Here is a 22944-nt window from a genome sequence, read left to right as displayed (position 1 = left end):
AAGCGATTGAAGCGGGGCCCGCCGGGGCTCGACGCGGACTGTCAAGCCCTCGATGTCGGGAGGAAGGATTCCAGCACCCGCAGTGCGGCGGACGTCGGCGTGGCGCGTCCCTCGCGGACCTCCGCCTCCAGCACCGGCACCAGGGCGGCCACCGTGGGGTTCGCATGCAGGGCCGCTCGCAGACCGTCCTGCACCATGGACCACATCCAGCCCACCTGCTGCGCGCGCCGTCGCTGCTCCAGTGTCCCGGAGGCCACGCGCTTGCCCACCTGCGCCTCCAGTGCCTCCCACAGCTTGCCGATGCCCTGGCCCTCCAGCGCGCTGCACGTGGTGACCACGGGCTCGTTGCCCGGACGCATCAGGTGGAGCGCGGCGCGCAGCTCGGAGCGGGCCCGCTCGGCCCTCGGCAGGTTGTCGCCGTCCGCCTTGTTGATGGCGAGCATGTCCGCCACCTCGAGGATGCCGCGCTTGATGCCCTGCAGCTCGTCGCCCGCGCCCGCGAGCATCAGCACCAGGTAGAAGTCCACCATGTCGGCGACCACCGTCTCCGACTGGCCCACGCCCACCGTCTCCACCAGCACCACGTCGAAGCCCGCCGCCTCGCACAACAGCAGCGTCTCCCGCGTCTTGCGCGCGACCCCGCCCAGCGTGCCGCTGGACGGACTGGGGCGGATGTACGCGGCCGCCTCGCGCGACAGCCGGGCCATGCGCGTCTTGTCGCCCAGGATGCTGCCGCCGGAGATGGTGCTCGACGGGTCGATGGCGAGCACCGCCACGCGCCGTCCCGCGCCCACCAGGTGCATCCCCAGCGCGTCGATGAAGGTGCTCTTGCCCACGCCGGGAACACCGCTGATACCGATGCGCCGGCTGCCGCCCGTGAAGGGGAGCAGCCGGGTGAGGACCTCCTGCGCGAGCGCCTGGTGGCGCGGATGTCCGCTCTCCACCAGGGTGATGGCGCGCGCGAGCACGGAGCGATCCGCCGAGCGGACGCCGTCCACGTAGGCGTCCACCGTCAGCTGCTTCACGCCTCCTCCTGCGCCGCCGTCAGCTTCTCCAGCAGCTCCAGGGCCGCCTTCGAGATGACCGTGCCGGGGCCGAAGATGGCGGCGGCGCCCGCGGCGCGCAGCTCGTCGTAGTCCTGCGCGGGGATGACGCCGCCCACGACGACCATGATGTCCTCGCGGCCCAGCTCTCTCAACGCGCGCTTGAGCTGCGGCACCAGCGTCAGGTGTCCGGCCGCCAGCGAGCTGGCCCCCACCACGTGCACGTCGTTCTCCACGGCCTGGCGCGCGGACTCCTCGGGCGTCTGGAACAGCGGGCCGATGTCCACGTCGAAGCCCAGGTCCGCGAACGCGGTGGCGATGACCTTCTGTCCTCGGTCATGCCCGTCCTGGCCCATCTTCGCGATGAGGATGCGAGGCCGGCGGCCGAAGCGCGCGAGGAACGCGTCCGCCGCGGCGCGGGCCTCGGTGATGCCCTGGGCGTCCTTGCCCGCTTCGCTCGAGTACACGCCGGACACGCTCCTCACCGTGGCTTCGTAGCGCCCGAAGACCTTCTCGAGCGCGTCGCTGATCTCTCCCACCGTCGCCTTCGCGCGCGCCGCGTCGATGGCGAGCGCCAGGAGATTCCCCTCGTTGCGCCGGCCCGCCTCGGTGAGCGCCTCCAGCTTGCGGCGCACGTCGTCCGCGTTGCGCTCCGCGCGCAGCTCCTTGAGCCGGGCGATCTGCGCCTCGCGCACCGCGGAGTTGTCCACCTTGAGGATCTCGATGTTGTCGGGACGCTCGGGCGGGTACTTGTTCACGCCGATGATGGCCTGACGGCCGGAGTCGATGCGCGCCTGCGTGCGGGCCGCGGCCTCCTCGATGCGCAGCTTGGGCAGCCCCGCCTCGATGGCCTTCGTCATGCCGCCCAGCGCCTCGACCTCCTGGATGTGTCCCCACGCCTTCTGCGCCAGCTCGTGCGTGAGCCGCTCCACGTAGTAGCTGCCGCCCCACGGGTCGATGACGCGCGTGGTGCCGCTCTCCAGCTGGAGATACAGCTGCGTGTTGCGGGCGATGCGCGCGCTGAAGTCCGTGGGGAGGGCGATGGCCTCGTCGAGCGAGTTGGTGTGCAGGCTCTGCGTGTGGCCCTGCGTCGCGGCCATGGCCTCCACGCACGTGCGCACCACGTTGTTGAACACGTCCTGCGCGGTGAGGCTCCAGCCGGAGGTCTGCGAGTGGGTGCGCAGCGCCAGGCTCTTGTCGCTCTTGGGGCTGAAGCCCTTGATGAGCCGGGCCCAGATCATCCGGGCCGCGCGCATCTTCGCCACCTCCATGAAGAAGTTCATGCCGATGGCCCAGAAGAACGACAGGCGCGGCGCGAACGCGTCCACGCCCAGTCCCGCCGCGAGCCCCGCGCGCACGTACTCCACACCGTCCGCCAGGGTGTAGCCGAGCTCCAGGTCCTGCGTCGCTCCGGCCTCCTGCATGTGGTAGCCGCTGATGCTGATGCTGTTGAATCGCGGCATCTTCTCCGCGGTGAAGCGGAAGATGTCGCCGATGATGCGCATCGACGGGCCCGGCGGGTAGATGTACGTGTTGCGGACCATGAACTCCTTGAGGATGTCGTTCTGGATGGTCCCGCTGAGCTGCTCCGGCTTGACGCCCTGCTCCTCGGCCGCCACCACGTAGAGCGCCAGGATGGGCAGCACCGCGCCGTTCATCGTCATCGACACGCTCATCTGGTCGAGCGGGATGCGGTCGAACAGGATGCGCATGTCCTTGATGGAGTCGATGGCCACGCCCGCCATGCCCACGTCACCGGCGACGCGCGGATGGTCGCTGTCGTAGCCCCGGTGCGTGGCCAGGTCGAAGGCGATGGACAAACCCTTCTGTCCGGCCGCGAGGTTGCGGCGGTAGAAGGCGTTGGACGCCTCGGCCGTGGAGAAGCCCGCGTACTGGCGCACCGTCCACGGCTGCTGCACGTACATGGTGGAGTAGGGGCCGCGCACGAAGGGCGGCAGGCCCGGCAGCGAGCCCAGGTGCTCGACGTCCGCCAGGTCCTCGGGCGTGTACACCGCCTTGACGGGGATGCCCTCGGGCGTGTCCCAGTGCTCGGCGTCCTTCAGCGTGGCGCGGGCCTTCTCGCGCTGCGCCTCGAGCGCGGCGGCGGTCGGCAGGGTCTCCGGCGCATCGAAGGCGATGCCGGAGAAGTTCGGGACGTGGGGACTCATCAGGCCACTCCGAGCTGCGCGTGCAGCGAGTTCAGGAGCGCGAACAGGTCCGCTCCCGCGAAGATGAACAGGTCCACGCCGGCCGCGCGGAAGGCGGCTTCGTGCTCACCAGGGCGTCCCGCCACCGCCACCGTGCGCGCGCCCTTCGCCTTCAGCGCCGCCGTCAGCGCGGGCACCCACTCGGGATACATCGCGTCCGGACCGGAGATGACCGCGAGCGTCGCGCCCGACTCGGCGAAGGCCGTCACCACCGCCGCCGGGTCCGCGAAGCCGTGCTTCTCCTTCGACTCGATGCCGCCGGCCGCCAGCGCGTTGACCACCCACGTGGAGCGCGCCGTGTGCTCGGCCACCGTGCCCAGGCTCGCCAGGAACGCGGTGGGCCGCTGTCCGTGGGCCGCGACGTACCGGTCGCTCGCGTCACGCAAGGACTCGAAGGGCTCCGCGATGCGCGTGGGCTTCAGTCCCTCGCTGCTCGCGACGGTGCTCCGTGTCCGGGCCTCGCGGCGCACGGGCGCCTCGCCCAGGAAGGGGAACTCGCTCACGCCCACGATGGGCTGCTTGCGGCTGCGCACGGCCTTCTCACGCGCGGCCCGCGTCTCCGCGAGCACCTTCGCGATGTCGCCCTGGGCCAGCGCCTTCTCCAGGCCGCCGAGCGATTCGATGCGCTGCAGCTCCGTCCACGCCGCGCGCGCCAGCTCCGAGGTGAGCTGCTCCAGGTAGTAGCTGCCGCCCGCGGGGTCCGCGACGCGGTTGAGGCTCGACTCGTCGCGCAGGATGAGCTGCGTGTTGCGCGCGAGCCTGCGCGAGCCCTCGTCCGGCGTGCCGAGCGGCTCGTCGAACGGGGAGGTGCTGACACTGTCCGCGCCCGCGACCACGGCGGCGAAGGACTCGGCCGTGGCGCGCAGGATGTTCACCCACGGGTCTCTCTGCGTCTTCGTGCCGATGGCGGTGCGCGCGTGCAGCCGCATCGCCTGCGCCTCGGGCGGGCCACCCGACGCGGCCACGACCTTGGCCCACAACAGCCGCGCGGCGCGCAGCTTGGCGATCTCCGGGAAGAACTGGCCGCCGACGGACAGCGCGAACTGCACCGAGCGCGCCGCCACGTCCACCGCCACGCCCGCGCGCTCCATTCCGCGCAGGTACTCCACACCCGTGGCCATGGCCCACGCCAGCTCGTGCACCGACGTGGCCCCCGCGTCCGCGTAGGCCCGCGTCGACACCAGCAGCACCCGCAGCTCCGGCGCGCTCTGGGCCCGCGACGTGACGAGCGGCGCGGCCTCCGCGAGCACCGCCGCCACGCCCTCCGGCAGCGCGCCGGTGCGAGCGAGGATGCCCAAGGGGTCGATGCCCAGCGAGCCGCTCGGCTTGACGCCCGCCTTGTCGGCCACGGCCATCAGCAGGGACGCCGTGGCGAGCGGCGCCGAGTCCGGCTCCAGGTGCACGGGAGTCCGGTCCAGCGGCACGTGGGCCAGCAGTCGGGCCAGCGTGGCCTCGTCCTTCACCGGGATGCCATGGGCCTCGCCCAGGCAGAGCCAGACTCCCTGGGTGCCTCGCTCCAGGTCCGTGCGGAGGGCCTCGGCGGCGAGCGTGACGTCCGGCTCGGAGTACTCCTGGCACAGCAGCCAGCCACCCTCGGTGTGGCCCAGGGGCTGGGTGCCCCGGACATAGGGGGCGACGCCTGGCGGCTGTGGCGCGGCCGTGTCCGCCTGCGCGTAGAGGGGCTGGAGCGCCAGTCCACCTTCCAGCGGCGACTGGAGTACCGTGAAGGGCTTGCCCTTCAGGTCCTTGTCCACCAGCCGGCGCCACTCCTCGAGAGTGCGGGCCGGGAACTCGGCGGCGATGTGAAGAGGCACCTGCGACATGCTGTGTCCTCGCGGGGGGGATGTGGCCGATGACAGGGCGGCCGTCCCCGTCCCATAGGCGCAAAAACGCGCCCGTTCAATGGCGGTGAGCGGGGGAGGGCCTTGTTGGCATCGCCCCGGCCGCCGGGGTGTCAACAAGCCGGGAGTCATGGGCCGGTGGGGCTCCGGGCGGGCAGGGGTTGCTTTCACCCGCGAGGCGCGAGAATGCTGCCCCAGACGATCCACCGGGTACGCGCGCCATGACGGAACAACAGTACGAGTTGCTGAAGCTCATCAGGAAGGTCCAGAGCCACAACTTCATCGAGGACCACATCCGGCCCTGGGACCCGGCTGACTACGAGCGGCGACTGGCGAAGGAGCAGGCGGAGAACGAGGTCACGCTCGAGGAGATCCGTCAGGTGCTCGCCTCGGGGCTGAGCCTGGACTTCGCGGACCAGAATCACCACACGCCGCTCCTGACCGCCGTCACGCAGAACAACGTGGCGCTCATCCAACTGCTCATGGCCCACGGCGCGGACATTCGCGTGGCCCATGGCAACGAGATGCCGCTGCACCGCGCGGCGGAGTTCGGCGCGGACCGCGTCGTGCGCTTCATCATCGAGCAGGGCGTGGACCCGCGGACCCCTTCACCGTTCGGCAGCAGCGCGCTGCGCATCGCCCGGAGCTCGCGTCACAGCCGCGGTGTCCCGGCCATGCTGGTGCAACTGCTGCTGCCCACCAAGGACCAGCGCCCGCCGCCGCCCAAGAAGCTCAAGGGTCTCTCCGAGGAGAAGGTGATGAAGTACCTCTCCAGCGAGCCGCCCGCGGGTGTCGGCGCAGCGTCCTGGGAGATGCTCCGCGGCATCATGGAAGCTGTCTTCGTGGAGGCCCACGCCGTCTCGCTGGAGGAACTCTACGCGGGTATCGAGGACCGCTCCTCCATGAACCCCGACCTGGTCTTCGCCGCCATCGGCCTCATCCAGGCCGTCAGCGCCGAGGCGCCCAAGAACAAGTCGGTGAAGAAGCTCTCCAAGGACTCCCATGCCCACCACGGAGACCTGGAGCTCAACGGTCCGCTCACCGTGAAGTCGCTCCTGGTGACGGGCAACCTGACGGTGAAGGGCAAGGCCGCCAACCCTGTCGGAGCCTCGCTGTTCGTCGGGGGCTCCTTCCAGTGCGAGAGCTTCCACACCGAGGGGCCCGTCATCATCGGCGGCGACCTGGACGCCTCCCTCGTCGAGGCGAGGAACAACGACTACGCGCTCGAGGTCCGGGGCACCCTGCGCACCCCGAAGCTCGTGGTGAAACAGCATGTCGTCAAGGCGGGGCATTTCGAGGTCCAGGAGCGCGTTGACTCCTAGTGCTTGAACCAACGCGTCATGACCGGATGATGCGATTGCCCCTAGGGTGACGGCCCGAATGCCGACTGAAGTCAAAGTCCAGTCCACGTTGTTCGAGTCGCTGATTCGCTGCATGAACCCCGACTCGGCCCAGCGCGCCGAGCTCCTCGCGGCGGGCTACGACGTGGACCGGCCTCGCGCCACCTATCCCGCGTCCGTGTTCGCCGCGTGTCAGGCGGTGGCGCTGCGCACGACGTACGCGGGGCTCGCGCCGAAGGCCGCTCAGCGAGAGCTGGGGCGAGACCTGGTCCGCAAGTACTTCGACACGCTGGTGGGCCGCGTGGTGGGCATGGCGCTGAAGGTGGCGGGACCCGAGCGGGCGATGAAGCGCGTGGCGCTCAGCTTCAGCTCGGTGATGGAGCCGGTGGACATCACGGTGGAGAACCTGGGTCCGCAGGTCTGGCGCGCGAAGTTCCGCGGCTACGTCTTCCCCGCCGAGGCCGCCGCGGGCACGTGTGAGGTCGCGCTGAAGCAGGCGGGCGCCTCCACGGCCACCGTGGAGGTGGAGCGCTACGAGGGCACCGAGGGCTTCGACCTGCGTCTTCGCTGGTGAAGCCCCCGGGGCACTCCGGGCTCAAGGCTGGGGTGTGCCCAGCGCCACGGCTGCGCCCTCCGTGGGCTCCGTCACGTTGTCCTGTGACGTGCGGTCGATGAGCTTGTTGAGCGGATCGATACCGACCTCCACGGGCTTCACCGGCACCGTGAAGCTCAGCTCGGATTCACCCTGGCTCACCTGGCGCTTCTCCAGGAACACCGCGTTGCCGTCCTCGTCGAGCGCGCCCACGTCCACCCAGTCGGAGAACTTCAGCTCCGTCTGCTCGCCCTTGTCGTCACTGCGGAACTTCTTCGCGAGGACCTTGAGCGTGACGTCCCAGCCGCCCTGCGCGTTCTGGCGCATCGTCGCGGACACCGCCCGGTTGTCGTAGAGGGTGATGGTCTCGAAGAGGTCCTCCAGCAGGTACTGGTACTCCGGCGGCGTCTCCTCGCGCAGGAAGCCGATCAGCTCCGCGGAGCCCGTGTACGGAGGCCCCTGGAAGCGGACCTTCTCCACGTAGCGCTTCAACGCGCGGTTGACGCGCTCCTCGCCGATGAAGTCCTGCAGCGCGTACATGGCGAGGCTGCCCTTCTGGTAGTGGATGTACGGCTGGTTCTCCACCCGCGACAGGGGCACCTCCTTCTTGCGCTCCATCGCGCGGCCCATCAGGTAGCTGTCCAGCTCGAACTTGAGGAAGCGCTTCATCTTCGTCGCGCCGAAGCGGTGCTTCATCACCATCAGCGCGGCGTACTGCGCCATCGTCTCCGACGTCATCGTGGCACCCTGCGCGCGCCCGCCCACCACCTGGTGCGCCCACCACTGATGGGCGATCTCATGCGCGGTGATGTAGTACGGGTAGTCGACGTCGTCCGGGCTTCCGTCGCGCACGCGGGCGATGAAGCCCACCGCCTCCGAGTACGGAATCGTGTTGGGGAACGACTGCGCGAAGCTCCCGTAGCGGGGGAACTCCAGGATGCGCGCCTGGCGGTGCTGGTACGGCCCGAAGTTCTCCGAGCAGTACGCCAGCGCGTCCTTCATGCCGCGCATCATCCGGTCCAGCACGTACGTGTGCGTGGGGTGGTGGTAGATCTCCAGCGCCACGCCCTTCCACGTGTCGCGCATCACCTCGTAGCGCGCGGACAGCACCGAGTAGAACTTCAGGATGGGCTGGTCCATCTTGTAGCGGAAGAAGCGCCGGTCCCCCACGGTCCACTCCTTCTCCAGGTAGCCCGGGGCGATGGCGATCTGGTCCGGCGACGTGCTCACCGTGGCCTGGAAGGAGACGAAGTCCGCGTCGGGCGTGATGTAGTTGTTCGCCAGCGCCTTCGGGTCATCCCGGTCCGGCAGCCGCTCCTTGGGCGCGAGCCCGTACTCCTTGCGGTCCTTGTCCTCGGACAGCTCCGAGTCCTCCTGGTAGCCGAGCGTCGGCAGGTTGCCGCTGTTGAAGAAGGTGCCGTTGCTCACGATGTCCGTGCGCGCTGCCCCGTGCTTCAGGCGCTTCGCGTGGAACTCCAGGTCGAAGACCAGCTCGGCCTCCGCGCCCGGGGCCAGCGGCGTGGGCAGCTCCAGGACGAACAGGCCCAGCTCCCGGTCCGTGGGCTCCGTGCGCTCGGCGCCCGCGAGGCTCAGCTTGCGCACGCGCACGTCGGTGGGCATGTCGAGCAGCACCTTGGCGATGGGCTCCTGCGTCTTGTTGCGCAGCCGGTAGGTGCCGAGCGCCTCCAGCCGCTGCTCCTCCGGATGGATGTGGAACGTCACGTCCACGTCCGTCACGCGCGGGTGGGGCAGGGCGAGGAAGGACTTGTACTCCTTCTCATAGCGGGCCCGCGCGCGCTCCATGTCCTTCTCGGTGACGAACGGGTTGACCACGCGGGTCTGGTACGTGATGAAGCCGCCCAGCCCCAGGAACGCCAGCAGCGCCACGCTGGCGCCGGCCGTCCACGCCCAGCTCTGTCGGGCCCGCGCCTCGCGCAGCCGCTCCTTCCACCGCGTGGTGCGTCCCCGCACGATGAGCAGGTAGCCCACCGCGACGAGCAGCACCGCGAGCGCGTACCAGTACAGGCGGAACCACACGAGGTTGGACACGAAGTGGCCGTAGCCGTTCATGTCCGAGTACAGCACGCCCGTGTCCGAGCCGTAGCGCACCAGCCGGTCCTCCACGCCGAACAGGCCCAGCGCGGCCTGCGAGGCGAAGTGGATGACCATGACCAGGTACGCCAGGTACTTCTGGTGGATGAGCACCTGCGCGAAGAAGGCCAGCACGCACAGGAGCACCTCGTGCGTGAAGTCCACCAGGACGATGTCCGTGAAGTACAGGCCCCACTCGATCTGGAAGAAGCCCCGGCTCACCTGCGTGATGAGCACCGCGAGCGCGACTACCACCTTGAGCGAGAGCACCACGAGCAGCAGCGCGCCGAGCTTGGACGCATAGCCCACCCACGTCGGGGCCCGCGTCGCGTCCACGATGTCGCCCAGGCCCGCGTCGCGCTCCTTCCACACCAGCTCACCGGCGTAGAAGGTGAGGGTGATGAGCACGAAGGGCTTGAAGGTGCCCGTCGCCACCTCCAGCGCCTGCCACGTCACGGGCCACGTCGAGGTGCCGTAGAGCTGCTTGGACACCAGCGCGCCCAGCGTGACGAAGATGAGCCCCGCCACCACGAAGGACCAGTACACCGGCGAGCGCAGCACGTCCCGGAAGGCCAGCCACGCGGACGCCGCGGCCGTGCGCGCCCAGCTGCCAAAGGTCGGCGCGGCCCGAGTGGTGGGGATGCCCACGGGCGCCTGGGGCGCCTCCTCCGCCTTCGTCGCGCGGCCACCGCGGTGCTCCTCCACCTCGGGCCGGAAGCGCAGCACCGTGAGGCCCAACAGCAGCGCGCCCACGGTGGACCACAACAGCCGGTTGACGAGCAGCACCCCGCTGAACGGAATCAGGTCGCGGTTGCGCTCGGCGGGGGTCCAGTAGCGCGTCACGTTGTCGACGGTGATGAACCCGAACGGGTCCAGGATGGAGCCCAGCGGCCGGTTGGCCACGTCGGACATGGCGGAGCTGAGCGCCAGGTAGCCCAGCACCAGCACGACGACGCCCACGTACACGGGGGCCATGCGGCGCGTGAGCGCGGCCAGTGAGAAGAACACCGTGCCCGCGAAGAACAGCGTGGGCCATACGCCCACCACGTACGGCCACAGGTAGGCGAGGGACTGGTGGGGCGCCAGCTGGGTCTTGTCGATGAGCCACACGACGCCGGCGCCCACCAGCAGGCCCGGGATGATGGACAACATCAGCACCGCGCTGAAGACGAACGCGCCGAGGAAGCGGCCCAGCAGATACGGCACCTTCTTCACGTTCTTCGTGAAGATGAGCATCCACGTGCCGTGGCCGAAGTCCTGGTATGCGGCCTGGCCGAAGACGGCCGCCACCATGAGGAGGGCGAACAGGCCCAGCACGGTGATGAAGTTGAAGAGCGTGTACGGGCTGTTGGCCAGCACGCGCTCGGCGCCGGAGCTGGCGCTGATGTTCCTGAAGACGCCGCCGGTCGCCAGCATCAGCAACAGGCCGGCGCCGGCGAGCACCGCCGCGTACACCCAGGTCGAGATCATCTTGACCCGGCGACGCAGCTCGAAGGTCACGAGTGCGCTGAACATGTCACGCCGCCTTCGACGCGCCGGACAGCGCGTGGAAGTAGACGTCCTCCAGGTCGGGGCTCGCCGCCTCGAAGCCCTCGGGCGCGCTCGGGGCGTGTACGTGCACCAGTCGCTGTCCCGCCACGCGCCGCACGGCGATGACCTCCAGCTGCTTCGACAGCGCGTCGAGTTCCTCCTGGCTCGTGACGAAGCGCTTCCACACCCGGCCTCGCAGCTGGTCCACCAGCTTCAGCGGGTGGCCGCTCGCCACCACGCGGCCCTGCGCCAGCACGGCCATGTCCTGACAGAGGTCCGCCACGTCCGACACGATGTGCGTGGACAGCAGCACCACCACGTCCGAGCTGATCTCCGCCAGCAGGTTGTGGAAGCGGAAGCGCTCGGCGGGGTCCAGGCCCGCGGTGGGCTCGTCGACGATGAGCAGCTTGGGGTCTCCGAGCAGCGCCTGGGCGATGCCGAAGCGCTGCTTCATGCCGCCGGAGAAGCCGCCGAGCCTGCGGTCGCGGTGCTCCCACAGGTTCACCTTGGTGAGCAGCGCCTTCACCGCGTCGTGGCGCGCGCGCCGCTGGGCCAGGCCCTTGAGCTGCGCCAGGTGGTCCAGCATGTCCCAGGCCGTCACCTTCGGGTATACGCCGAAGTCCTGCGGCAGGAAGCCGAGCACGTCGCGCAGCCGGTCCTTGTCACGTCGCACGTCGATGCCGTCGAAGGTCATCGTCCCACCGTCCACGTCCTGCAGCGTGGCGATGGAGCGCATGAGCGTCGACTTTCCAGCGCCGTTGGGCCCCAGCAGCCCGAACATCCCGCGCGGGATGGTGAGGGTGACGTCGTTCAACGCACGCGTACCGTTGGGGTACGTCTTGGACACGCCTTCGAGTCGGAGCTCCATGTCGGGCATCAACCTAGCCCATCCGTTACCATGGGCTCCATGTCTTCACGGCGCTGGCTCCTGTGTCTCACGCCCCTCTTCCTGCTGTGCGCGTGTGGCGAGGGAGAGCCCGTGATGCTCGAGGCCGCGGCGGCCGACTGTGGGAGCGCTCCACCGCAGCGGCTGGGGCGGCTGCCCGCGACGAGCATGGTGCTCAACGCCTACTTCCTCCAGGAGGAGGCCGCGCGCGATGTGCGCCGGGGCCTGTCCGAATCACCCATCGTCGAGGAGGTGTTCGCCAAGGCCGCCGCGATGGGCGTCGTGGCGCTCCGGACCAACGGGCACAACGAGGCGCCGGAGAAGGTGGGGGACAGCACCATCCAGGTCGCGCCGCTCCAATACGACGAGGTCGCCCTGCGAGGGCTGGACCGCGTGCTCGCCCGGGCCCGGGTGCATGGGGTCCGGCTGGTGCTCACGCTGGGCAACTACTGGGATGCCTATGGCGGCACGCGCCAGTACGTGAGCTGGGCGGGGCTGCCGAACCCGGTGCAGGGGGACCCGCGCTTCTTCACCGAGCCCGTCGTCCGGGCGCTCTACAAGGAGCACCTGGCGCGGACGTTGGAGCGGGTGAACACCGAGGACGGCATCCGCTACGGCGACCATCCGGCGGTGCTGGCGTGGGAGCTGCTCAACGAGCCTCGGGGGCGGGGGCTGGATGCGCGCGGCGAGAAGCTGCGCGCGTGGGTCGACGAGATGGCGCGCGAGGTGAAGTCGCGAGCCCCGGGGCACCTGGTGGGCACGGGCGAGGAGGGCTTCGAGCCCTCATCGGAAGGGTACGACGGCGCCTACTGGTCCCGCGTGGGGACGACGATGCTGCGCACGCCGGGCTCCAGCTTCACGCGCAACACGGCGTCGCCGTACATCGACTTCGCGTCGGTGCACTTCTATCCGGAGTCGTGGGGGCTGGATGGCGCGGGCACGGCGGAGGCGGGGGCCCGGTGGATTCGCGAGCACGCGGCCATCGCGCACGGCCTGGGCAAGCCGCTGCTGGTGGGGGAGCTGGGCCTGCGCAACGCGGGGGATCTGGATTTGTCCCAGCGTCGCGCGCTGTATCGCGGCTGGCTGGAGTGCATGCGCGGCGTGGGCGTGGGCGGCGGCGCGCTGTGGATGTTCGCCAACGACGCCCGACCCGACGCGTGGGATGACCACACCTTCTACTTCCGCGACGGCACCTCGCCCGATGACCCCTTGAACCGCTACGCGGACCTGGTCATCGAGGCCGCGGGTTCGACGAGGCCCTGACGCACGAAGGCCCGGTGCGGCGCGCTTCGCGCCACTCCGGGCCACGGGCCACTGTGGATTCGCGACGGCTCAGACGGAGATGAGGCCCTTGCGGATGCCCTCGGTGACGGCCTCGACGCGGTTGGTCACCTCGAGCTTCCGGTAGATGTGCTCCAGGTGCGTGCGGATGGTGGCCTTGCTGAGGTTGAGGAGCCGGGCGGCCTCGCTGTTGGAGACGCCCTTGGCGATGAGCTGGAGGATCTCGCGCTCGCGGTCCGACAGGGGCTTGAGCAGCGGCTCCTCGGCGGAGGCGCTCTCGGCGGGCGTGGGCGCGGGGGCCTCCGGACGCGGGGCGGCGGGGGCGGCGGCCAGCGGCTCGGAGGGGACGGGCGTGGCGTCCGGCTCCACGCGGAAGTGCCGCAGGAGCCTGCGGGCCAGGTTGGGCTGGATGACGGTGCCCCCCGCGCGGACCTCCTTGATGGCCTCGATGATCTTGTCGACCGGAGAGCCCTTGAGCATGTAGCCGGAGGCGCCCGCCTTCACGGCCTCCAGCACTTTGTCCTCCTCGTCGAAGATGGTGAAGATGAGGATCTCCATCTTCGGGTAGACGGCCTTGATCTCCCGCGTGACGTCGATGCCGCTCATGCGCGGCAGGCCGAGGTCGAGCAGCAGCACGTCCGGCATCAGCCGGGGCACGTCCTCCAGCGCGGCCTCGCCGGACAGCGCGGTGCCGACGATGTCGATCTCCGGGTGGCCCTCGAAGAGGCGCAGCTGGTTCTTGAGGATCTTGGTCTGGTCCTCGACGACGAACACGCGGATGGGCGGCTGCGCGGGAGTGGAGGGAGGCTGCGGGGCGTCCACGGGGGCTCCGGTCATGTCGGGGGGCAGGGAAGGGAGAAGGCCACCTGGGCGCCCGAGCCGGGTGACGAATCGACGATGAGCTGACCACCGAGCTTCATGGCGCGCTCGCGCATGTTGAGCAGGCCGTAGTGGCCCCGCGGCGTGTGCTTCGGGTCGAAGCCCTTGCCGTCATCCTGGACGATGAGGTGCACGCGGTCCTCGCCGTAGTCGAGCTTCACCTGCACGAGCTTCGGCTCGGCGTGCTTCACCGCGTTGGAGAGGCACTCCTGCAGGATGCGGAAGAGGGCCAGCTGCACGTCGGGGGACAGCTTGCGCTGCGCGCCCGTGCGCTCGAAGCGGATGGGCAGGCCCGTGCGCTCCTGGAACGTCTTGGCGTAGTCCTCCAGGCCCTGCGACAGCTCGAAGTCCTCGCGCATCATCCGCAGGTTGCGCCGCAGCTCGTCGATGGACTCCTCCGCGGTGGCCTTCAGCTCGCGGATCTCCTCGCGCAGCCCGTCCTCGCGCGCGAGGTTCAGGATGTACTCGGCCTGGATGATCATCGAGGAGAGCGACGCGCCCAGGCCGTCGTGGATCTCCCGCGCCAGGCGGTTGCGCTCCTCGACGACGGCCAGCTCCTTGAGGTCCCCCTGGAGCGCGACGACCTCGCGGTGGGCCGCGGCCTCGCGCTCGTTCAGGTATACGAGCACGTAGACGATGATGAAGTTGAGCGCCAGGTACCAGAGCAGCGTGAGCAGCTCCACCGCCGTCACGTTGCGGTTGAGCAGCAGGTCCAGCCGCGTCGTGATCGGCAGCGCGAGCAGCGGCGGGAGGATGGCGAGCGGCTTGGGGTAGAGGATGGAGAACAGCGTGGTGAAGAGCAGCTGGGTGGCGAGCAGCGGGCTCTGCAGACCGCCGCCCACCTGGGGCTTGGCGATGAGCACCACGAGGATGACCAGGTCCAGGCACAGCGTGGTGTACGTCACCCAGCGGCCGGCCTTGGGGTGGTCGATGACCAGCAGGTTCGCGACGCTGTAGAGCAGCATCGTGAAGTAGCCCAGGAAGGAGAGGGCTCCGGTGAGGCCGAAGTAGCCGCTCCACGTGGGCACCGCCAGGATGAGCAGTCCCAGCGTGAGGAACATCATGCGGGCGTAGAAGAGGGCGCGGGCCCGGGCGACGAACCGGTCCTGCTCCCAGGACGCGGTGGCCTGCTCCGTGGAGACGCTGTCCGTCAGCTTGCGGCGCGAGAGGACCTCGCGCACGCGCGCACGCAGGTCATTGGCCGGGGTCTCCTCGCCCAGGGCGAGATTCGAATCCATTGGGCCGGCAGCTTACGAGAGCCGCCGGGTGTGCGGGAATCCCTGGGGTGGTCCGTTCACCTTCTCGGCGAGCGAGAAGGCGGACGGGTGTCCCCGCGCGCCTCCGTCATCGGGAGGATGGCTGCATGCAGACCTTGCGGGCCTCGGGCCTGCTCCGGAAGATGAACTCCAGCCGGTCCGTGGACTCGCCGGTGCGCTCGTCGAAGAGGGGCGTGCCGCCCGCGTACATCGTGCCCTCCTTGTTGCCGTACGGGTCCAGGTTCTGCTTCTTCAGCCAGCGGTCCACGCACGCCTCGAGCGCGGCGCGGCGGGACTCGGGAGCCCCCGCGTCCTTGAGGTTCGTCCCCGCGGCCGGGGTGGAGGCGTCGGGGGACCCGGCGACGAGCGTGCCGGAGTCCGTCCCGGTCTTCTCGGCGCCCGCGACGGGGGCCTCGAGGGTGGAGCCGCTGTCGACGAGCCTCGTCGCCTCGGCGGGGACCGTGGCCTCGGCGGAGGGCTGGGTCGCCGCATCCGCGGGGCCGGCGGTCTCGCCGGTGTTCTTGTGGCACCCGAGCATGAGCAACAGGGTGGTGGAAAAGACGAGCACGCCGGTCAGGTTTTTCATATGTGTGGCAGCTGGTAGGGGCGCCTGCGCCCAACGGTCGCCTGATGCGACGCAGGGGTCCGCACGTTATTCGCATCCGCCTTCGCGGAGCAGCATTCGATGCACGGCCCAGAAGAACACCACCATCCCCGCATTCCCCACGCGTCCCGGATAGAGCGCGCGAGGGTGCTCGTCGTGGGAGCAGGCGGGCTCGGCTGCCCTGTCTCCCTGGCGCTCGCCCAGGCCGGTGTCGGCCACCTGACGCTGGCGGACCCGGACCGCGTGGACGTGACGAACCTGCCCCGGCAGCTGTGGCACCGCGCCGAGGACGTGGGCCGCAACAAGGCGGAGTCCGCCGCGGGGGGGCTCTCCCGGGCGTTTCCCGGGCTGAGCACGGAGGTGCTGCCCGAGCGCGTGGACGCGGACAACGCGGAGGGCCTGTTCCGCTCGCACGACGCGGTCATCGACGCGACCGATGGCGTGGCGACGAAGTTCTTCCTCTCGGACGTGGCGGTGCTGACCGGCGTGCCGCTCGTGTACGGCGGCGTGCTGCGGATGCAGGGGCAGGCGATGCGCGTGGAGCCGGGAGGCCCGTGCCTGCGCTGTCTCTACGAGGCTCCGCCTCCGCCGGACTCGGTGCCCACGTGTGCGCAGGCGGGGGTGCTCGGCTCGCTGGCGGGGCTGGTGGGCTCGGTGCAGGCGCTGCTCGTGCTGGAGCTGCTGGCGGGCGCGGCGCGGCGGGTACCGGGTGAGACGGCGCTGCATGTGCTGGACGGGCGGACGATGCTGGGGCGCGTGACGCGGGTGACTCGCGCGGAGGAGTGCCCGGGCTGTCAGGTCACCGCCGTTCCGAGCTTCCCGGACGAGGCCTCGGCATGCGCGCGATGAGTCGGTGCGGGGCGGGGGCGATGGGGCGCGTGGTTGGATTCGAGGCGAGGGTGAAGGCGTGTCCGAGCCTGGCGTACGCGAAAGGTGCGCGGGAGAGGACACGTTCGCGGCTGGCTGGGAGGTGGTCGGACCAGGACACGCGTCGCGGTGGAGCGACGGTGTTTCGTTCCTGGCCCCGAGTGAACGGCTGCTCGAGGCGACGTTCCCTGCACCCTCGTGCAGCCGGTGACGCGTCGACGCCGCGGGAAGGCGCTGGCGCTCGTGCCCTCACGGAGTCGGGGCACGCGCATGGGTGACACGACGGCGACGCTGGACATCACGCGCGAGGTCTGTCCGATGACCTACGTGCGCACGAAGCTGCGGCTGGAGTCCCTCGAGCCGGGCGCGCTGCTGGAGGTCCTCCTCCGAGGCGCCGAGCCGCTGAAGAACGTCCCCCGCAGCGCGCGGGAAGAGGGGCACGAGGTGGTGTCACTCGAGGCTCGCGACGACGGGACGCATCGGCTGGTGCTGCGCAAGCAGGGAAGGTGAGTGGTTCATGGCGACGATTCGGATTCCCTCGACGATGCGCACGCTGACGCGCAACCAGGCGGACGTGGTGGTCCCGGGCACCACCGTGCGCGAGGTGCTCGCGAACCTGGATGCGAGCTACCCCGGTATCGGCGCGAAGCTGCTCGACGAGCGCGGCGCCGTGCGGCGCTACGTCAACGTCTTCCTCAACGAGGACGACATCCGCGCGCTTCGCGAGCTGGACACGCCCGTGAAGGACGCGGACCGGCTCACGCTCATCCCCGCGATGGCGGGAGGGTGAGGGCGCATGGCTCTGCGTGAAGATCAGATCCAGCGCTACTCGCGGCAGATCCTCCTGCGCGATGTCGGCGGTCGAGGTCAGGAAGCGCTCCTGACGGGCCCCGCGCGCGTGGATGCCACGGGCGCCTCGGGGATGACGGCGACGGCGTACCTGGCGGGAGGAGGAACCCCGGTCGCGGGCGTGGGCTCGCTGACCCTGGGCCCGTGGGCTCCCGGCTTCCTGGTGTCGGCCGGGGACGTGGGACAGCCCGTCCCGGAGGCCCTGGCCCGCGAGGTCCCCGCGCTGAACCCGGACGCCGCGAACCCCGAGCGTCGGGGAGGCCTCCTGGCCGAGCTGCCCACGGCCTGGAGCGGCGAGGCCCCGTGGGTGGCCCTCTGCGGCGACGGCGCGAGGGCCGGCGTCGTGTTCCGCGGAAGCGAAGGCTGTGTGTGGTGCTTCGGCGAGACGGTGCGGCACCTGGGCTCGCCGCCGGATGGCGCGCTGGGCGTGGCGCTCGGAGCCCTGGGCGCGATGATCTTCCAGAACCTCCGCCTGGGCCTGGCCCCCTCGCTGGGAGGCCGCTGGCTGGTGCCTCCGGGGGGCCTGGAGGAGATGGCGCTGCGTCGCTGCTCGCGCTGCGCCGCTCGCGCCGAGCCGTGAACCCCTGGGTGGATCCGCGCTGGCCGGAGCCGGTGCGCACGCAGGTGCTCCGTCACCTGGAGGCGTCCTATCCCCTGGAGGGCTGTGGCGTGATCCTGGCGTCGTCCAGCGCCGCCCGCGTCCTGCCCCTGCGCAACGTGTCCCCCAGGCCCTCCGTGGCGTACGCCTTCGAGCCCCACGAGTGGTTGAAGGTGTGCCTCGAAGCGGAGTCGAGTGGCGAGCGGATCACCGCCGTCTTCCACTCACATGTCGACAGCCCTCCCACCTTTTCCCCGGAAGATCGGGCCTGGGCGGCCCCGACAGGGCATCCGCTGCTGCCGGGAGTTTCCTACCTCATCGCATCCGTACACCGAGGCTGTGTCACCTGCGTGTGTGAGTACGAGTGGAGCGGGGGAGAATTTCGAACGCGACAGGTTTGAATCCCGCATTGCAAGAACGAAAAAGCCGAGGAGGTGCAGGCACTTGGCTGCCCGTTACCCCTACCTGCGGAAAGGTGCGCGTGAATTGTCAAGTGCGTGGGTTTTCGTCTATAACCACTCGCATCTTCTGGATCTGCGGCGTCCCAACGCGGCGTGCAAGAAGCGCTCCGGACGCAGGGAGTTGAAAATCCTTATGGCCTCCAACACTGGATTCACCCTTTGGCTGACCGGCATGTCCGGTACGGGGAAGACCACCACTGCCGCGTACATCGCGGCGCGGCTCCGTCAGGTGGGCCGTCACGTGGAGATTCTCGACGAGGGTGAGCTCGCCGATGAGCTGTGGGCGGGGCTGGGCGACTCGAAGGACGAGCGCAATGTCATCGCGGGCCGGCTCGGCTTCGTGGCGAACGTGCTGACGCGCAACGGCGTCGCGGCGCTGGTGCCCTGCGTGAGTCCGTACAAGGCGAAGCGCGAGGAGAACCGCCGCGCCATCGGCCGCTACGTGGAGGTCTACGTCGACTGCCCCACCGAGAAGCTGATCGAGCGTGACAGCACGGGCCGCTACAAGAAGGCGCTCAACGGGGAGATCCCCAACTTCATCGGGATCACGGAGCCGTACGAGCCGCCCACGTCGCCGGAGGTCACCATCCACTCAGACGTCGAGTCGGTGGAGGACGGCGCCGCGAAGATCTTCCAGTCGCTCCTGGACCTTGGCTACATGTCCACCGAGGAGCTGAAGATCATCACCGGCAAGAAGATGAAGGCCAACCCGCTGCCGGCCAAGGGCGAGAAGGCCGAGAAGCCGGAGAAGAACGGCGGCGTGAAGGCGCGTCGCGCGGAGGAGCCGAAGCCGGCCGCCGCGACGAAGGCCAAGCCCGCGAAGGCGGACAAGGGCGCCAAGTCCCGTCCCGCCACGCGCGCGGCCCGGGTGGCCAAGCCCGCCAGCCCCGCGAAGAAGCCGGCGGCGAAGAGCAAGGCTCGCTGAGCAAGGGGGCCGGCACCCGGCCCCGTCAGTGTTCATGACAAGGGCTCCAGGTTGCCGCGCGATGCGCGTGCAATCCGGGGCCCTTCCGTTTTAGGAGTCCAGCATGCTGAGCCCCGAGCGAATCCAAGCCCTGTGTGAGTCGTCGCGCCCCAAGCTGGAGGCCATGCGGGCCGCGCTGCGCACCCACGGCAGCGCGCTGGTGGCGTTCTCGGGCGGCGTCGACTCCACGTTCGTGCTGAAGATCGCCGTGGAGGAGCTGGGCGAGAAGGCCCTGGCCCTGACGGCGCTGTCGGCGTCCGTGGCCCCGGAGGAGGCGGAGGAGGCGAGGGCGCTGGCGACGAAGCTGGGCGCCCGGCACGTGGTGGTGAGCAGCAACGAGCTGGCGAACCCCTCGTACGCGGCCAACCCCACCAACCGGTGCTACTTCTGCAAGACGGAGCTGTACGACCTCTGCGAGGCGCGGCGTCAGGAGCTGGGGCTGGCGGTGGTGCTGGACGGCTTCAATGCGGACGACTTCAAGGATCACCGTCCGGGGCACAAGGCGGCGCGGGAGCACGCCGTCGAGTCCCCGCTGGCCGCGGCGGGCCTGACGAAGGAGGAGATCCGCGCGTGGAGCCAGGCGTTGGGGCTGCCCACGTGGGACAAGCCGCAGATGGCGTGCCTGGCGTCGCGAATCCCGTATGGGACATCGGTGACGCGCGAGCGGCTGTTGCAGATCGCGTCGGCCGAGTCGGAGCTGCGCAAGCTGGGCTTCCGGCAGTTCCGCGTGCGCTACCACGGCGAGGTGGCGCGGCTGGAGGTGGCGGCCGAGGAGTACGAGCGCTTCCTCGCGGCCGACGTGCGCCAGAGGATCAACACCGCGTTCCTGGCGCTGGGGTTCAAGTTCGTGGCGTTGGATCTGGAGCCGTTCCGCTCGGGCCGGATGAACGAGGCCGCTGGCGTGACGAAGCCCGCGACGCCGAGCTTCGCGCTGCCCGTGGTGAGCTGATCCCGGACTCCCTTCTCCGCCCGGCGCGCAAGGCCGCTGGGACTCCGGAGCAGATCATGACGGTCGAGCAGTCTTCGCGGCGCGAGCGGTCCTCCTGGCTGATGGGCGCCGCGGGCGTGGTGCTCCTGGGGCTCACCCCTGGCCTCGCCCACGCCGCCGAGTACGTGGACTCGCCGTACCGGGACCGGCGCTCCTTCTCGCTGATCCTCGGTCCGGGGTTGTCCTACACGGAGCTGATCGGCGAGTCGGACGCGGACGTGGTGAAGGGGCTGGATGCCCAGCTGGATCTGGGGGCCAGCCTCTCGGTGGGGCACGGGGGGGACGAGGTCTTCGTGTTGATCCGAGGGAGCCTCCGCGGGCCGGATCTCTCCGTGGTGGGGGGCTTCCGGAGCGTCTTCGGAATGGAGGCGTGGCAGTCCTTCGTGGATCTCGGCGCTGTCGTGCGGCCGTTTTCTGGGCCGTGGGTGGGGCCTCGCGTAGCTTTCGGTTTGCGACACACCTTCTCGGAGCGGATCGCGGTGTACGGGGGACTCGGGCTCACGCTCGGGTTCGGATCCGGACTGCGCGCCGACGCCGAGGGCTTCACCGGGGTGCAGTGGATCTTCCCGGTCAGCGGATCCGAGTGAAAATCTTGCGATCAGAAAGGGCTGTGAGATGGTGTGCGCATCTGTAGGAGGTTGCGCACTTGGAACTGAATCCCCGCCTCACCTCGGTGGTCTTCCGGCTGAACCGCGAGAAGCTCGACGCCCTGAAGGAGCTGTCGCGCTCCACGCGCATCCGCCAGAGCGAGTACCTCCGGGAAGCCATCTCGGATCTGCTGGCGAAGTACGAGGAGCGGCTCGTCGATTGACGGCTGCTCGTGGATCCGCCCCGTGTCACTCCGAGAAGGGTGACTCCGGCGGCAACCCCGGAGGGTGGAGACGCTCTGGGGCCGTGAAGGGATCCACCTTCGGAGGGTAGTGGACCTCCCAGAGCATCAGGCCGTGCGCGGGCGCCTTGAAGCCCTCCATGGCCGCCCCCGTCTCCAGGGCCGCGTGCCATGCCTCCTCCGGCAACAGCCCCGCCGCCACCTTGAGCGCGCCCCCCACCAGATAGCGCACCTGGTAGCGAGCAAAGCCGTCCCCGACCAGCCGCACCTCGTACAGCCCTCCGCCCCGCTCGTGCAGGGTGGCGGACTCCAGCGTGCGCGGCTTCTGGGGACTGGACTTCTCATGGAAGGCGATGAAGTCCCGCGTCCCCTGGGCCCTGGCGAGCAGCGCCTCCACCCGCTCGGGCGTCACGGCGCCGCCTCGTCCCAACAACCCTGGCTCGCCCGGAACGTCGAGCGAGTAGGGTGCCCAGTCCTCCGTCTGGGCCCCCCCCAGCCGCAGCCGGTACCGGTACACCTTGCCGCTGGCGCTCCACTGGGCATGGAATCCCTGGGGCCGGCGGACCAGGCACAGCCCGAGCCCCGGCGGCAGGTGCTCCGGGAGCCTTTTGGCCAGCGACTCGGGCGAATCCCCGGCCTCCAGCCGGACGCTCACCACCTGCATGCGGGCATGGACGCCCCGGTCCGTCCGCCCCGAGGGCATCACCGAGGCCGGGACGCCCACCGCCCGCAGCGCCGTCTCGAGCGCCTCCTGGACGGTGGGACCCTCCGTCTGACGCTGGAAGCCGCGGAAGTTTCCGCCGCGGTACCAGATCCACAGTGCGACAGGAATCCGCTTGGAGGTCGAAGTGAGCACGGCGTTGCGAGGTCGCGGGGTTACACGGGATAATCGCGCGCGAAATGGCGGCTGGACAAGAACTCGCGGCGGACGTGGATGGGCAGTGGCTCTTCCGACATGGTGACCTGGTCCTCGGACCTGTCAGCGGCTCGGTCATCGTGGAGAAGCTCAAGACAGGAGAGCTGACCCCCGAGTCCCCGCTGGCCCTGGCCGGCGAGCGGGACTTCCATCCGATGCGCGAGGTGGAGCCCTTCAAGGTCCACGTGGCGCTCTCGGAGGCGCGCGCCCGCGTGGACGCGGCCGTCCTGGTGGAGCGGGAGAAGAACCACAAGCGCGTGCTGGTGCTCGGCGGCGTGGCCGCGGGCCTGGCGCTGGTGCTCGGCACCGTCGGCATCTACGTGGCGCGTAACGCCGCGGTGCACGGCTGGTTCGGCGAGGACGAGTTCGAGGGCATCGAGATGGAGGCCCCCGTCATCCGCGTGGCCCAGGCCCGGCAGGACGACGAGGAGCTCTTCGACTACCCGACGCAGGGCGCCGTGAAGCCCGGTACGCCCGCGGGCACCAAGCCCACGGGCGCCTCCACCGGCAAGCCCACCGCCGTGGCCTCCGCGTCCCGGACCGATGACCGCCGGCCGCCGCGCCCCGCGGGCAGCGTGGGCACGGACCCCGACGGCATGGAGGTGGCGCAGCAGTTCGACCAGTCCGCCATCAACCGCGTCGTGGCCGGCAACAAGTCCACGCTCTTCAAGTGCTTCAAGGAAGAGGCCGAGCGCAGCCCGGGGCTCGCGGCGAAGATTCCGCTCGAGTTCGTCATCGGCAACGACGGCAAGGTCAACAAGCTCTGGGTGGACAACCCCCAGTTCAAGAAGGGCCCGCTCTACGAGTGCCTGTTGACGGAGCTGCAGAAGTGGCCGTTCCGGGCCTACGAGGGGGAGCGGGCGACCGTCGGCCTGTCCTTCAACATCGGCAAGCGGGGCTAGGGCCACTTTCTTGCCCACCT

General features: G+C 70.0%; 22 protein-coding genes. 13 read left to right on the top strand and 9 right to left on the bottom strand.

Annotated features, from left to right (window positions below; genetic code table 11):
• Window positions 1-41: 41 nt before the first annotated feature.
• Genes meaB through VZQ01_RS42665 form a run of 3 tightly spaced genes read right to left on the bottom strand, consistent with a single transcriptional unit; the run spans window position 42 to window position 5073 of the window.
• Window positions 42-1025: a methylmalonyl Co-A mutase-associated GTPase MeaB gene (gene meaB / locus VZQ01_RS42675; protein WP_223749941.1), complete on the bottom strand. Its 984-nt coding sequence runs from the start codon at window positions 1023-1025 to the stop codon at window positions 42-44.
• A complete protein-coding gene (scpA, locus tag VZQ01_RS42670; RefSeq protein ID WP_426746516.1) occupies window positions 1022-3211 on the bottom strand; it encodes a methylmalonyl-CoA mutase in 2190 nt (729 codons plus the stop codon). The genes meaB and scpA overlap by 4 nt, the downstream gene beginning before the upstream one ends.
• On the bottom strand, window positions 3211-5073 hold the full coding sequence (locus VZQ01_RS42665) for a methylmalonyl-CoA mutase family protein (protein WP_426746515.1): 1863 nt from the start codon (window positions 5071-5073) through the stop codon (window positions 3211-3213). The genes scpA and VZQ01_RS42665 overlap by 1 nt, the downstream gene beginning before the upstream one ends.
• 239 nt (window positions 5074-5312) lie before the next feature.
• On the opposite strand from VZQ01_RS42665, the gene VZQ01_RS42660 reads away from it, so the two are divergent.
• A complete protein-coding gene (locus tag VZQ01_RS42660) occupies window positions 5313-6413 on the top strand; it encodes an ankyrin repeat domain-containing protein (RefSeq protein ID WP_223784424.1) in 1101 nt (366 codons plus the stop codon).
• A 58-nt stretch (window positions 6414-6471) separates the two neighbouring features.
• The gene (locus VZQ01_RS42655; RefSeq protein ID WP_141325060.1) at window positions 6472-7005 is read left to right on the top strand and encodes a DUF2378 family protein; all 534 of its coding nucleotides are present in this window, start codon (window positions 6472-6474) and stop codon (window positions 7003-7005) included.
• A 21-nt stretch (window positions 7006-7026) separates the two neighbouring features.
• Here VZQ01_RS42655 and VZQ01_RS42650 read toward each other — a convergent pair whose 3' ends face one another.
• Window positions 7027-10629: an ABC transporter permease/M1 family aminopeptidase gene (locus tag VZQ01_RS42650; RefSeq protein ID WP_426746514.1), complete on the bottom strand. Its 3603-nt coding sequence runs from the start codon at window positions 10627-10629 to the stop codon at window positions 7027-7029.
• Window position 10630: 1 nt separating this feature from the next.
• Window positions 10631-11512 (bottom strand): ABC transporter ATP-binding protein, encoded by an 882-nt coding sequence (locus VZQ01_RS42645; protein WP_267696339.1) that lies wholly within the window; start codon window positions 11510-11512, stop codon window positions 10631-10633.
• A gap of 39 nt (window positions 11513-11551) precedes the next feature.
• On the opposite strand from VZQ01_RS42645, the gene VZQ01_RS42640 reads away from it, so the two are divergent.
• Window positions 11552-12793 (top strand): glycoside hydrolase 5 family protein, encoded by a 1242-nt coding sequence (locus VZQ01_RS42640; protein ID WP_426746513.1) that lies wholly within the window; start codon window positions 11552-11554, stop codon window positions 12791-12793.
• A 69-nt stretch (window positions 12794-12862) separates the two neighbouring features.
• Here VZQ01_RS42640 and VZQ01_RS42635 read toward each other — a convergent pair whose 3' ends face one another.
• From VZQ01_RS42635 to VZQ01_RS42625, 3 genes are all read right to left on the bottom strand, one after another.
• Window positions 12863-13648 (bottom strand): response regulator, encoded by a 786-nt coding sequence (locus VZQ01_RS42635; protein ID WP_223749933.1) that lies wholly within the window; start codon window positions 13646-13648, stop codon window positions 12863-12865.
• Window positions 13645-14928 (bottom strand): sensor histidine kinase, encoded by a 1284-nt coding sequence (locus VZQ01_RS42630; protein ID WP_046713561.1) that lies wholly within the window; start codon window positions 14926-14928, stop codon window positions 13645-13647. Before VZQ01_RS42630 ends, VZQ01_RS42635 begins: the two co-directional genes overlap by 4 nt.
• 106 nt (window positions 14929-15034) lie before the next feature.
• Entirely contained in the window at window positions 15035-15532 is a 498-nt protein-coding gene (locus VZQ01_RS42625; RefSeq protein ID WP_426746512.1) for a hypothetical protein, read from the bottom strand.
• Between the two features lie 99 nt (window positions 15533-15631).
• On the opposite strand from VZQ01_RS42625, the gene VZQ01_RS42620 reads away from it, so the two are divergent.
• From VZQ01_RS42620 to VZQ01_RS42580, 9 genes are all read left to right on the top strand, one after another.
• Complete coding sequence (locus tag VZQ01_RS42620) at window positions 15632-16399, top strand: HesA/MoeB/ThiF family protein (protein WP_223784429.1); 768 nt, start codon at window positions 15632-15634, stop codon at window positions 16397-16399.
• 288 nt (window positions 16400-16687) lie between these two features.
• A complete protein-coding gene (locus tag VZQ01_RS42615) occupies window positions 16688-16927 on the top strand; it encodes a sulfurtransferase TusA family protein (protein ID WP_223749930.1) in 240 nt (79 codons plus the stop codon).
• Window positions 16928-16934: 7 nt separating this feature from the next.
• Window positions 16935-17207 carry a MoaD/ThiS family protein gene (locus VZQ01_RS42610; protein WP_223749929.1) on the top strand — a complete coding sequence of 91 codons (273 nt, stop codon included), beginning with the start codon at window positions 16935-16937 and terminating at the stop codon, window positions 17205-17207.
• A 6-nt stretch (window positions 17208-17213) separates the two neighbouring features.
• Window positions 17214-17846 (top strand): HesA/MoeB/ThiF family protein, encoded by a 633-nt coding sequence (locus tag VZQ01_RS42605; RefSeq protein ID WP_223749928.1) that lies wholly within the window; start codon window positions 17214-17216, stop codon window positions 17844-17846.
• Window positions 17843-18265, top strand: coding sequence for a M67 family metallopeptidase (locus tag VZQ01_RS42600; RefSeq protein WP_426746511.1), 423 nt, complete (start codon window positions 17843-17845; stop codon window positions 18263-18265). The genes VZQ01_RS42605 and VZQ01_RS42600 overlap by 4 nt, the downstream gene beginning before the upstream one ends.
• Before the next feature lie 193 nt (window positions 18266-18458).
• Window positions 18459-19250 (top strand): adenylyl-sulfate kinase, encoded by a 792-nt coding sequence (gene cysC, locus VZQ01_RS42595; RefSeq protein WP_408890531.1) that lies wholly within the window; start codon window positions 18459-18461, stop codon window positions 19248-19250.
• A gap of 103 nt (window positions 19251-19353) precedes the next feature.
• Window positions 19354-20238 carry an ATP-dependent sacrificial sulfur transferase LarE gene (larE, locus tag VZQ01_RS42590; RefSeq protein ID WP_426746510.1) on the top strand — a complete coding sequence of 295 codons (885 nt, stop codon included), beginning with the start codon at window positions 19354-19356 and terminating at the stop codon, window positions 20236-20238.
• Window positions 20239-20339: 101 nt separating this feature from the next.
• Entirely contained in the window at window positions 20340-20864 is a 525-nt protein-coding gene (locus VZQ01_RS42585) for a hypothetical protein (protein ID WP_426749036.1), read from the top strand.
• Between the two features lie 59 nt (window positions 20865-20923).
• Complete coding sequence (locus tag VZQ01_RS42580) at window positions 20924-21088, top strand: ribbon-helix-helix domain-containing protein (RefSeq protein ID WP_074956984.1); 165 nt, start codon at window positions 20924-20926, stop codon at window positions 21086-21088.
• Between the two features lie 25 nt (window positions 21089-21113).
• Here the strand turns inward: VZQ01_RS42580 and VZQ01_RS42575 are convergent, their stop codons facing one another.
• Complete coding sequence (locus tag VZQ01_RS42575) at window positions 21114-21962, bottom strand: tRNA pseudouridine synthase A (RefSeq protein ID WP_267696332.1); 849 nt, start codon at window positions 21960-21962, stop codon at window positions 21114-21116.
• 44 nt (window positions 21963-22006) lie between these two features.
• Here VZQ01_RS42575 and VZQ01_RS42570 point away from each other — a divergent pair, with 44 nt between their 5' ends.
• Window positions 22007-22924 carry an AgmX/PglI C-terminal domain-containing protein gene (locus VZQ01_RS42570; RefSeq protein ID WP_408890529.1) on the top strand — a complete coding sequence of 306 codons (918 nt, stop codon included), beginning with the start codon at window positions 22007-22009 and terminating at the stop codon, window positions 22922-22924.
• The last annotated feature ends 20 nt before the right edge of the window (window positions 22925-22944 follow it).

The sequence above is a fragment of the Myxococcus faecalis genome, assembly GCF_050039385.1.
Taxonomy (GTDB): domain Bacteria; phylum Myxococcota; class Myxococcia; order Myxococcales; family Myxococcaceae; genus Myxococcus; species Myxococcus fulvus.
The sequence above is the reverse complement of the archived record's forward strand: the minus strand, read 5'-3'. Positions and strand labels throughout refer to the sequence as shown.